This window comes from Carnobacterium sp. 1290_CSPC (assembly GCF_001053265.1).
In the GTDB taxonomy this organism is placed as follows: Bacteria; Bacillota; Bacilli; order Lactobacillales; family Aerococcaceae; genus Aerococcus; species Aerococcus urinaeequi.
The window spans coordinates 1-511 of the sequence record NZ_JVVG01000032.1; the positions used below are offsets into that span (position 1 = coordinate 1).

Genomic DNA, 511 nt, shown 5'->3' on the forward strand with positions numbered 1-511 from the left:
CAAAAAAGTTCATAGTTTTGGGAGTGTATTTTTTTGAGAGACCTTTTGTCCCAGCCTCTTTTTGTCTATTTAGGGTGTACCGTAAAAGGGTTGTTACATGGCCTTTTATCTTTTACACAATTATATGGACTTTATCGTTTCTTCCATGGCTTCCAAAAGAAACCATATCCCAAGAAAATCTTTAAACTATCAGACACCGCTGGAAGTATTTTTGAGCTACATGGATGAAGAAATTTTGTCCAACTTAATTTGACAAACGAAATAATTAAAACCATAGAGAAAAGACGTTCCGAGAAGTGTAAAATATTTTGTTGCTTCATGTTTTATTATGTATGATTCAATGAAGAATGTAAAATTACATATTGAGATATTAAAAAAATAATTTATTTGGATATTTTGATGGGGTTTAGTTGATATCAAAAAGAGAATAGTTTCATTCTGTTTTTTTATGCCTTAAATTGTCAAATTAAGTGCAACACAGTTTTATAAAAGATTTCATAAGGTGTTTTCC

At 29.7% G+C, this 511-nt stretch carries 1 pseudogene; it reads left to right on the plus strand.

From position 1 onward, the window contains the following. Positions 1-136 precede the first annotated feature (136 nt). Positions 137-253: pseudogene (locus AC973_RS09600) on the plus strand (IS30 family transposase); the annotation flags it as partial. Positions 254-511: the final 258 nt, after the last annotated feature.